Below are 9,962 nucleotides of genomic sequence, written 5' to 3'. Positions count from 1 at the left end.
GGAGTGTCAGACGATGCATCGTTAACTGATCCACCGTCTTCGCGAGCAAGCCCGCTCCCACACAAGCCAGCTCCCACAGGGAGTTTGCATTTCAGGTCAGGAAGGGGCGTGTTCCGGGCGCTGTTGGCGCTGCGCCACCCAGTATTCCACCAGCTCCCGCAGCTGCGACAACTCCACCGGCTTGGCCATATGCCCATCCATCCCGGCCTGGCGCGCACGCTCCTTGTGTTCCGAGAGGATGTGCGCGGTAAGCGCCACCACCGGCGTGCGAATGCGCTGGTGGCTGACTTCCCACGCGCGCAGTTGCTGGGTCGCCGAGAACCCGTCGAGGATCGGCATTTCGCAGTCCATCAACACCAGGTCATAGCGCTGGGCTTTCATCGCTTCCAGCGCTTCTTCGCCATTGCTGGCGGTGTCCGGGTTGAGGTTGAGCTTGCCGAGCATGCCACGGATGACCTTGGTGGAGATGCTGTTGTCTTCGGCCACGAGGATGCGGAAGTCGGCGGGGACGGTCACCGCGGCGGGCGCGATGGGCAGCGGGCGGGGTTGGGTGTTGCCCTTGCTGCGTTGGGTCAGTTCGTCGGCCAGGGTGGTCTTGAGGGTGTAGCCCGCCACCGGCTTGGCGAGGATGCGCTTGATCCCGCAGTTGCGCGCGATGATCTTGCTCGGCGCGTTGCTGATGCCAGTGAGCATAATCAACAGGATGTCGTGGTTCAGGCTCGGGTCTTCCTTGATCTTCGCCGCCAGCTGCATGCCGGTCATGCCGGGCATGTTCTGGTCCAGCAGCACCACGTCGAAGTAGTCGCGCAGGTGCGCCTTGGTGCGCAGCAGCGCCAGGGCTTCTTTGCCGGAAGGCACCGCGCTGACGTTCAGGCCCCAGGCGGTGCATTGCTGCACCAGCACTTTGCGGCAGGTGTCGTTGTCGTCCACCACCAGCACGCGCGCATCCTTGAGCGGGCCGTCGAGGTCGGAGGTCGGGTGTTCCAGGCGTTCCGGGTCCAGCGGCAACGTCAGCCACAGGGTGCTGCCCTGGTGGCTGCCGCTCTTGATGCCGAATTCGCCATTCATCAACAGGATCAGTTGGCGGGCGATGACCAAGCCCAGGTGGCCGCTCAGGCGGGTGGCCGAGAGGAAGTTCTTGCTGTGCAGTTCGCTGTGCAAGAGGGCGTCCCGCTCGGCCGCTTCCATCGGCAGGCCGCTGTCTTGCACGGCAATGCGCAGGCGTGGCTTGGTGCTGCGTTCGTCCAGGGCAACGACGATCAGCACTTCGCCTTCATCGGTCTTTTGCAGGGCGTTTTCCAGCAGGCTCAACAGCGCCTGGCGCAGGCGGGTCGGGTCGCCACTGATGACGCGTGGCACCTGGGGCTGGATAAAGCTGATGAGCTCGACGTTCTGCTGCTCGGCCTTGGCGCGGAAGATGCTCAGGCAGTCTTCGATCAAGGCGTTGAGGTCGAACTGCACGTCATCCAGTTCGATCTGCCCGGATTCGAGCTTGGAGATATCGAGGATTTCGTTGATGAGCGTGAGCAGTTCGTTGCCGGCGCTGTGGATGGTCTGCACGTAGTCGCGCTGTTTCACCGACAGCGGCGTGCCCAGCAGCAATTCGGTCATGCCCAGCACGCCGTTCATGGGGGTGCGGATTTCGTGGCTGATCTTTGCCAGGAACTCGGCCTTGGCCGCGATTTCGGCGTTGCTGGCGGCGAGGTCGCGGCTGAGGCTGAAGCGGGTCTCGACGATGGCGCGCTGGCGTTCGCCGAGGGCCAGGCTCATCAGCAGGCCGCTGAGGCAGATAAAGGCGAGCAGGGTGACGATCAAGCCTTGCGGCGCCAGCAGCGTCAGGCCGAGCAGGGCGGGGAGGATAATCAGCGTACCGGTGTTGAACACCACCATCGCGGCCACGAACAGGCGCGCCGGGCGGTAGCCTTGCTGCCAGTGATAGGCCGAGACAAACAGCATGCTCAGGCCGGCCAGGGCCACCAGGGCGTAGGTGATGATGTTCAGCGGCAGGGTGTTGACGAACAACAGCAGCAGGCCGCACAGCACGATAAACAGAATGTCGGCCATCAGCAGCTTGTTCAGCGGGTGCGGGCCCAGGGGCATGAAGAAGCGATAGGCGAACATCAGCCCGCACGGTGCCGTCAGCAATAGGGCGAGGTAGGCGCCTGGGGTCTGGATCGCATGCCAGTTGGGCAGCCACGGCCCGACCACGTTGAGCAGCAGCGCCAGGCTCAGCATCAACAGCACTTCGCATGCCGCCAGCCACAGGCTGCTGCGTGAGCGGTGGTAGGCGAAGCGCGTGAGGTTGTGCAGGATCAGCATCAGCAGGCAGCCGAACAGCAGGCCGTAGATCAACGTCTGGGTCTGGTTGGCGGCGGCGAGGACGGCCGGTTCCAGGGTGATGTAGGGGCGCAGTTCGTGCTCGGAGACCAGGCGCAGGTAGACCTCGAGGGGTTTCTGGCTCTGGGGCATGGGCAGCATGAAGTCGCTGCTGGGCAGCGGGCGCTCGGCCTGGGGCTGGCGCGTGCCGGTGCTCTGTTGTTCCAGCAGGGTGTCGCCGTCCAGGACGTAGAGGCTCAGGTGGGACAGGTCCGGGGCAAACACCCGCAGCACTTGTTCGTGCCTGCCGGGTTGCAGCTTGAAGCGTACCCACAACGCACCGTCCGGCTGTGCGGCCGTGATCCGGTCGAGTTCGATGGGGCTGAATTGATTGGTGTAGCGGGGGGAGCGGATGTCGCTCAGTTGCAGGTCGGCCTGTTCATCAAGCAATACCGCCCAACCACTGCCTTGTGCCGCAGCCTGGGCCGGGAACAAGCAGAGCAGTGTCAGCAGACTGACTGTGAAACCTATGGCGATCCTGAGCCAGCGCACGGCGAAATCCCTTCGTAGGTTGATGCACGGGTTAACTATGCGCGGGGCGACATGTGTACGGCAAGGGCCAGGGGCCCTTGCCTAACCGAACGGATAGCTACTCTACTTACTGGTTCTCGCCACGTTCACGGGCAATCGCGCGATAGCCGATGTCGGTGCGGTAGAAACAGCCTTTCCAGTCGATCTTCGCGGCCAGCTTGTACGCCTGCTGTTGCGCGGCGTCCACACTGGCACCCATCGCGGTGGCGCACAGTACGCGGCCACCTGCGGTTACAACCTGGCCATCCTTGAGCGCGGTGCCCGCATGGAACACCTTGCCTTCCAGCGTAGCAGCTGCGTCCAGGCCTTCAATCACATCACCCTTGGCGTAGTCGGCCGGGTAACCGCCGGCGGCCAGCACAATACCGACGCTCGGACGTGGGTCCCACTGTGCTTCAACCTTGTCCAGGGCCTGGGCCAGGGCGGCTTCCACCAGCAATACCAGGCTCGACTGCAGGCGCAGCATCACTGGTTGGGTTTCCGGGTCGCCGAAGCGGCAGTTGAACTCGATGACCTTCGGGTTGCCGGCCTTGTCGATCATCAGGCCCGCGTAGAGGAAACCGGTGTACACGTTGCCTTCGTCGGCCATGCCACGCACGGTGGGCCAGATCACCAGGTCCATGACGCGTTTGTGCACGTCAGCGGTAACGACTGGAGCAGGGGAGTAAGCACCCATGCCGCCGGTGTTCGGGCCGCTGTCGCCGTCGCCGACGCGTTTGTGGTCCTGGCTGGTGGCCATCGGCAAGACGTTCTTGCCGTCGACCATCACGATAAAGCTGGCTTCTTCGCCGTCGAGGAACTCCTCGATCACCACGCGCGAACCGGCTTCACCAAAGGCGTTGCCGGCGAGCATGTCGCGCACGGCGTCTTCGGCTTCTTGCAGGGTCATGGCGACGATCACGCCTTTACCGGCGGCCAGGCCATCGGCCTTGATTACGATCGGCGCACCTTTTTCACGCAGGTAAGCCAGGGCTGGCTCGATCTCGGTGAAGTTCTGGTAGTCGGCGGTCGGGATCTTGTGACGCGCGAGGAAATCCTTGGTGAACGCCTTGGAGCCTTCCAGCTGGGCAGCGCCAGCGGTCGGGCCGAAGCAGTCCAGGCCACGGCTGCGGAACAGGTCCACGACGCCGGCGACCAGCGGCACTTCCGGGCCGACGATGGTCAGGGAGACATTCTTTTCAGCAAAGTCCGCAAGCTGCTCAAGGGCCAGCACGTCGATAGCGACGTTTTCGCACTTGGCTTCAATGGCGGTGCCGGCGTTGCCGGGGGCGACGAACACTTTCTGGACGCGTGGGTCCTGGGCAACTTTCCAGGCCAGGGCGTGTTCACGGCCACCGCTGCCAATGATCAAAACATTCATTTCAAAAACCTCAAATTCTGTAGGCGCTGCAGGAGCGCGTTTAAATGTGGGAGCGGGCTTGCTCGCGAAAGCAGTGTGTCAGTCGCAGGATATGTAGCTGATACACCGCATTCGCGAGCAAGCCCGCTCCCACACAAGCCCGCTCTCACATCTCTATCGAGTTGGATCAGTGGCGGAAGTGGCGCATGCCGGTGAAGACCATGGCGATGCCGGCTTCATCAGCCGCAGCAATCACCTCGGCATCACGCATCGAACCACCCGGTTGGATCACGGCGGTAACACCGGCTTTCGCCGCGTTGTCCAAACCATCACGGAACGGGAAGAACGCATCAGACGCCATCACCGACCCCACCACCTGCAAACCAGCATGTTCAGCCTTGATCGCAGCGATACGCGCCGAGTTCACGCGGCTCATCTGGCCCGCGCCGACACCGATGGTCTGGCGGTTCTTGGCGTAGACGATGGCGTTGGATTTAACGTACTTGGCCACTTTCCAGGCGAAGATCAGGTCGTTGATCTCTTGCTCGGTCGGTGCGCGCTGGGTCACAACCTTGAGGTCTTCGCTGCCGATCATGCCGATGTCGCGGCTTTGTACCAGCAGGCCACCGTTGACGCGCTTGTAGTCCCAGGCCGCCGCGCGGTCGGCCGACCACTCGCCGCAGGCCAGCAGGCGCACGTTGGCTTTGGCGGCCACGATGGCGCGGGCCTCATCGCTGACGCTTGGGGCGATGATGACTTCCACGAACTGACGCTCGACGATCGCCTTGGCGGTCTCGGCATCCAGCTCACGGTTGAAGGCGATGATGCCGCCAAACGCGGATTCGGTGTCGGTGGCGTAGGCCAGTTCGTACGCCTGGCGGATGCCGCCTTCAGCGTCCGGGCTCACAGCCACGCCGCATGGGTTGGCGTGCTTGACGATCACACAGGCCGGCTTGACGAAGCTCTTCACACATTCCAGCGCGGCGTCGGTGTCGGCCACGTTGTTGTAGGACAGTTCCTTGCCTTGCAGCTGGGTCGCAGTGGCGATGCCCACTTCGGCGGGCTTGGCTTCCACGTAGAACGCCGCGCTCTGGTGCGGGTTCTCGCCGTAGCGCATTTCCTGGGCCTTGATGAACTGGCTGTTGAAGGTGCGCGGGAACTGGCTGCGGCCTTCGGTGGACAGGGTTTCAGCCGCCTGGTTAACGGTGCCCATGTAGTTGGCGATCATGCCGTCGTAGGCGGCGGTGTGTTCGAATGCCTTGAGCATCAGGTCGAAACGCTGGGCGTAGGTCAGGCCGCCGGCTTTCAGGCTTTCCAGGACGTTGGCGTAGTCGCCGGCGTTGACCACGATGGCCACGTCTTTGTGGTTCTTCGCTGCCGAACGCACCATGGTCGGGCCGCCGATATCGATGTTTTCGATAGCGGTCGGCAGGTCGCAGCCTGGCTTGTTGATGGTGGCTTCGAACGGGTACAGGTTAACGGCCACCAGGTCGATCGGCTTGATGCCGTGCTCGGCCATGATCGCGTCGTCGGTGCCGCGACGGCCGAGGATGCCGCCGTGGATTTTCGGGTGCAGGGTCTTGACCCGACCGTCCATCATTTCTGCGAAACCGGTGTAGTCCGCCACTTCCACTGCGGCCACGCCGTTGTCCTGCAGCAGTTTGAAGGTCCCGCCCGTGGAGAGGATTTCCACGCCAAGGAGCTGCAAGCTCCGAGCAAATTCGAGGATGCCGGTCTTGTCGGAAACGCTAATCAAGGCGCGGCGGATCGGCAGGCGGGTAGTCTGGTCGGTCATTTCAATTTCCATCAAAAGCAAAGGAGTCAGCAAAAAAGGCGACCGTTTTTTACGCGGGCGCCTTTCTGGTTTGATTGAATGCTTACAACAAATCGTACTGCTTGAGCTTTTTGCGCAAGGTGCCACGGTTGAGGCCCAAGAGCTCACTGGCTTTGGTCTGGTTGCCCTTGACGTAGTTCATCACGCTTTCGAGCAAGGGCGCCTCGACTTCGGAGAGCACCAGGTTGTACACGTCCGTGACGGAAGCGCCCTCAAGGTGGGCGAAATAATTGTGCAGCGCCTTCTCGACACTCCCGCGAAGGGTCTGGCCTTCTTCGCTTGGCGTGTTCAGGTGCTGTTTCAAATTGACGTTGTCGCTCACGGGTGTTGTTCCACTCACTAAAGTCTCGGTCATCATCGTCATGCGGCCACCCCCTCTCCGTCCCCTGTCCCCAGGCTCTTGTAACGCTCGCTGAAGAACTCACGAACGTTGGCGCACTGTGCTTCCGTATCATCCAAACGATTGAAGTGGGCGCGAAACTCCCTGGCGCCCGGCAGGGTTGCGAGATACCAGCCGACATGCTTGCGAGCAATGCGTACTCCCATCACGTCTCCGTAGAAAGCGTGCAGGGCGGCCAGATGCTCTAGCAGAATACGTTCCACCTCGATCAACTCCGGTGCCGGCAACACTTCGCCGGTACGCAGAAAATGCTCGATCTCACGGAAAATCCAAGGCCGCCCCTGGGCAGCCCGGCCAATCAACAAGCCATCGGCACCGGTAGCGTTGAGCACGCGCCGGGCTTTCTCGGCTGAGTCGATGTCGCCATTGGCAAAGACCGGCATCGACACCGCCTGCTTGATCGCGGCAATGGTGTCGTACTCGGCTTCACCGGTGTAAAGGTCGGCGCGGGTGCGGCCATGCACCGCCAGCGCTGTAATTCCTGCCTGTTCGGCGATCTTCGCCACCGTCAGGCCGTTCTTGTTGTCCCGGTCCCAGCCGGTACGGATCTTCAGGGTCACCGGCACATCCACTGCGGCAACGACGGCCTGCAGGATCTCGGCAACCAACTGCTCATCTTTCAACAGCGCGGAACCGGCGGCCTTGTTGCAGACCTTCTTGGCCGGGCAGCCCATGTTGATGTCGATGATCTGCGCCCCCAACTCCACGTTGGCCCGGGCCGCATCCGCCAGCATCTGCGCATCACCCCCGGCGATCTGTACCGAGCGGGGCTCGGGATCACCTTCGTGGATCATGCGCATCCGCGATTTGCGGGTGTTCCACAAGCTCATGTCGCTGGTGACCATTTCCGAGACTACAAGACCTGCGCCCAACCGCTTGCACAGCTGACGAAAGGGCTGGTCGGTGACGCCCGCCATCGGGGCGAGAATCAAGCCGTTGTGCAATGTGTATGGGCCGATGCGTACCGCCGACATAGGACTTCCCTGTTGTGGGGCCGGATCATTAGAGTTCGAAAAAGGGTTGGCATGATACCCGCTCTCGATGACTGGATAAAGGCTGAATTGGATAAAATCTGAACAGTTATTTCTTTATCGCCGCCGGTTTGGTTGCGCGGCGAAAAGTCAACAAACCGCCGTCAAGGCTTCGTATGTCAGCCGATTCACTCGGGCGAGTGGAAGCTCAGGCTGTAATTCACGGCTTTGTTGCCTGGATCAAGGATGTCCAGGGAGATGTGGATCGGCGTTTGCGACGGCATTTCGCTGACCCCGGCCAACTCGCCGCTGAGGTATTCGGCAGGCTTGAAGCGACGACTGGCGATCAGGCTGCCGTTGAGGTCGGCAAACCGCAGCTCCAGCAGCGGGAAGGGCTGGGAGAAGGTGGCGCGGTTATAGATGATGGCATCGACCACCAGCGCGCCGGCGAACTCCGGGTGGCTGCGCACCACCAGGTTGCTGCTCTTGATGTGGGCGATGTCGACCCGTGATGGCACGGTGCAGCCGAGGGTCGGGCACAGTTGCTGGAACCACGGGCGATAGGCGTCCTGGCGGGCCAGGTCGTCGAATTGATAGGCGATGTATTGGCCGGCGAGGCCCGCGGCGGCGATCAACACCAGCAGGATCCAGATCAGGCGGCGGCCCCAGCCCTGTGGGCGTTTTTGCGCGTAGAGGTGCAGCGGGTCGTCTTCCAGGTCCTGCAGCATTTCGTCGTGCACGCTGGTGGACGCGCGGGGGCGCTTGCGGCGCGAGGCCGGGCGCTCTTCGGGTTCCGATTCTTCTGCGGCATGGGTCAGCGGCGTGAACGGTGGGTCGATGTCGTCTTCATCCGGCGTCGAGCGCAGGGGCGGCTCGTCGTCCAGGTCGTCGGTATGGAATGACATGGACGGTTCGGTGCGCTGCCGGGTCGCAGGTGCGTTCGTCGGTTCGGCGTCGTCTTCGGCGGCAGCGACGCGTTCTGCCGGCGGTTCGCTGAACAGGCTGGCGGCCCACTTTTCTTCCTCGGCCTTGACGGTGTCGCGGCTGGCGCTGAGGGGTTCGTCCTTTTGGCGGCGGTCGGTGCCGGGCTGACGACGTTCCGCGCCCAACGGTTGCGTGTGCTGAATCTCGCGGCGTTCGAGCTTGGCCAGTTCCTGGTCCAGGTCCAGGTTGTCGAGGTCCAGCTCTTCGGCGGTCCATTGTTTCTGACTGATGGCGCGGGGTGCCTCGGGGGCCGGTTCAACGCTGCTCGGCAGCTCGGGTTCCGCCGCCGTGGCGTTGGCGCGCTGTTCCAGCAGCTGGCGCACCGCGTTGAACACTTGCAGGCACGAGCCGCAGCGCACCACGCCGCGGGCCACGCTCAGTTGAGCGTGGTTGACGCGAAAGCGCGCTTGGCAATGTGGGCACTGGGTGACGAAACTGTCGGTCATGCGGCCATCCGATTCAGGCAAGCGCTCATTCTAGCGCCGACGCCCGCTGATGCGTACCCAGCCATCACGGTTGGCGATCGGGTCCAGGTCGAAATCCTTGGCGTAGGCGGCGGCCACGTCTTCACCTTGTTCGGCGAGGATGCCCGACAGGGCCAGGCGGCCACCCGGCTTGACCAGGCTCGACAGCTGCGGGGCCAGGGAAACCAGCGGCCCAGCCAGGATATTGGCCACCAGCACATCGGCCTGCACCTGCGGCAGGTCTTGCGGCAGGTAGAGTGGGAATTTGCCTTCAGGAATGTTGTTGCGCCCGGCGTTATCGCGGGAGGCTTCCAGGGCCTGCACGTCGATATCGGTGCCGACAGCTTCCTTGGCGCCCAGCAACAGGGCGGCAATTGCCAGGATGCCCGAGCCGCAACCGAAGTCGAGCACGTTGCTGTCGGTCAGGTCCTGGCCGTCCAGCCATTCCAGGCACAGCGCGGTGGTGGGGTGGGTGCCGGTGCCGAACGCCAGGCCCGGGTCCAGCAGCAGGTTCACGGCAGTTGGCTCAGGGGCTGCGTGCCAGCTCGGCACGATCCACAGGCGCTGGCCGAAACGCATGGGCTGGAAGTTGTCCATCCAGCTGCGTTCCCAGTCCTGGTCTTCGATGACTTCGCTGTGATGCTCCGGCAGCGGGCCGCCGGTGAGCAGTTCCATATGGGCCAGGACGGCGGCGGCATCGGTGCCGTCTTCGAACAGGGCCAGCAAGTGGGTGTGGGACCACAGCGGGGTGGTGTTGAGCTCGGGTTCGAAGATCGGCTGGTCTTCGGCGTCCATGAAGGTCACCGACACGGCGCCCACTTCGAGGAACGCGTCTTCGTAGGTTTCGGCTTGTTCTGGGCTGATGGCGAGACGGACTTGCAGCCAAGGCATGGCGGGCACCTTTGAAAAAATTGAATGTGCGACGGGTGGGTCGCGAAAGGGCGCAAGTTTACGCGAGCGGCGGGCAGAAGACGACTATCCAGCGGGTGTACGCCGATCAAATGTGGGAGCGGGCTTGCTCGCGAATGCGGTGGGTCAGTGATGAATGTGTTGACTGACACCT

7 protein-coding genes are annotated in these 9,962 nt (G+C 62.9%); all 7 read right to left on the bottom strand.

The window, feature by feature from the left end; genetic code table 11:
- Positions 1-96: 96 nt before the first annotated feature.
- The 7 genes from NUV89_RS24010 to prmA all read right to left on the bottom strand — a co-directional run bounded on the left by NUV89_RS24010 (position 97) and on the right by prmA (position 9,790).
- The gene (locus tag NUV89_RS24010) at positions 97-2,868 is read right to left on the bottom strand and encodes a hybrid sensor histidine kinase/response regulator (protein WP_257783285.1); all 2,772 of its coding nucleotides are present in this window, start codon (positions 2,866-2,868) and stop codon (positions 97-99) included.
- Positions 2,869-2,974: 106 nt separating this feature from the next.
- Positions 2,975-4,267 carry a phosphoribosylamine--glycine ligase gene (purD, locus tag NUV89_RS24005; RefSeq protein ID WP_257783284.1) on the bottom strand — a complete coding sequence of 431 codons (1,293 nt, stop codon included), beginning with the start codon at positions 4,265-4,267 and terminating at the stop codon, positions 2,975-2,977.
- 166 nt (positions 4,268-4,433) lie between these two features.
- On the bottom strand, positions 4,434-6,041 hold the full coding sequence (purH, locus tag NUV89_RS24000) for a bifunctional phosphoribosylaminoimidazolecarboxamide formyltransferase/IMP cyclohydrolase (protein ID WP_257783283.1): 1,608 nt from the start codon (positions 6,039-6,041) through the stop codon (positions 4,434-4,436).
- Between the two features lie 82 nt (positions 6,042-6,123).
- Entirely contained in the window at positions 6,124-6,444 is a 321-nt protein-coding gene (fis, locus tag NUV89_RS23995) for a DNA-binding transcriptional regulator Fis (RefSeq protein ID WP_002555375.1), read from the bottom strand.
- On the bottom strand, positions 6,441-7,454 hold the full coding sequence (gene dusB, locus NUV89_RS23990) for a tRNA dihydrouridine synthase DusB (protein WP_257783282.1): 1,014 nt from the start codon (positions 7,452-7,454) through the stop codon (positions 6,441-6,443). The genes fis and dusB overlap by 4 nt, the downstream gene beginning before the upstream one ends.
- A 185-nt stretch (positions 7,455-7,639) precedes the next feature.
- A complete protein-coding gene (locus tag NUV89_RS23985) occupies positions 7,640-8,881 on the bottom strand; it encodes a DUF3426 domain-containing protein (protein WP_257783281.1) in 1,242 nt (413 codons plus the stop codon).
- A 30-nt stretch (positions 8,882-8,911) separates the two neighbouring features.
- Positions 8,912-9,790 (bottom strand): 50S ribosomal protein L11 methyltransferase, encoded by an 879-nt coding sequence (prmA, locus tag NUV89_RS23980; RefSeq protein ID WP_257783280.1) that lies wholly within the window; start codon positions 9,788-9,790, stop codon positions 8,912-8,914.
- Positions 9,791-9,962 lie beyond the last annotated feature (172 nt).

It is taken from the genome of Pseudomonas sp. 18.1.10, from assembly GCF_024655625.1.
Classification (GTDB): domain Bacteria; phylum Pseudomonadota; class Gammaproteobacteria; order Pseudomonadales; family Pseudomonadaceae; genus Aquipseudomonas.
The sequence above is the reverse complement of the archived record's forward strand: the minus strand, read 5'-3'. Positions and strand labels throughout refer to the sequence as shown.

Bases quoted from the DNA above. Each gene is read 5' to 3' on its own strand.
- purD (WP_257783284.1), bottom strand. From the start codon at position 4,267: ATGAATGTTTTGATCATTGGCAGCGGTGGCCGTGAACACGCCCTGGCC.
- purH (WP_257783283.1), bottom strand. From the start codon at position 6,041: ATGACCGACCAGACTACCCGCCTGCCGATCCGCCGCGCCTTGATTAGC.
- fis (WP_002555375.1), bottom strand. From the start codon at position 6,444: ATGACGATGATGACCGAGACTTTAGTGAGTGGAACAACACCCGTGAGC.
- dusB (WP_257783282.1), bottom strand. From the start codon at position 7,454: ATGTCGGCGGTACGCATCGGCCCATACACATTGCACAACGGCTTGATT.
- NUV89_RS23985 (WP_257783281.1), bottom strand. From the start codon at position 8,881: ATGACCGACAGTTTCGTCACCCAGTGCCCACATTGCCAAGCGCGCTTT.
- prmA (WP_257783280.1), bottom strand. From the start codon at position 9,790: ATGCCTTGGCTGCAAGTCCGTCTCGCCATCAGCCCAGAACAAGCCGAA.